Source organism: Dellaglioa sp. CoH-56-MRSF-12 (genome assembly GCF_056782075.1).
The window spans coordinates 1-280 of record NZ_JBXAYD010000075.1 but is presented as its reverse complement, the minus strand read 5'-3'; the positions used below and the strand labels follow the sequence as shown (position 1 = coordinate 280).

At 72.5% G+C, this 280-nt stretch carries 1 protein-coding gene; it reads right to left on the bottom strand.

The genetic code is table 11. From position 1 onward, the window contains the following. Nucleotides 1-280 (bottom strand): hypothetical protein (locus AC1RPY_RS07830; RefSeq protein ID WP_481763122.1); only part of this gene is annotated, 280 nt, incomplete at both ends.

Below are 280 nucleotides of genomic sequence, written 5' to 3'. Positions count from 1 at the left end.
CGAGCGGGGCGGGGACCGCCAGTCCGATCGCCAGCACCTCGTCGCGGGAGGCGTCGACCGAGTCGAGCATGTCCGTCAGCAGCATCGACACCTTGTCGAGCTCGTTGTCCGCGCGGTGGTCCTTGGCGAGCGGCATGTGGTTCTCGGCGACGACCGTGTTCGTGACGCCGGCGAGCGCCACGCGCAGGTGCCGGGTGGAGAAGTGGACGCCGACCACGAGCCCGAGCGCGTGCGCGAGCGTGACGTGCTGGGCGCGCCGGCCGGAGCGGATGCTCTGCGC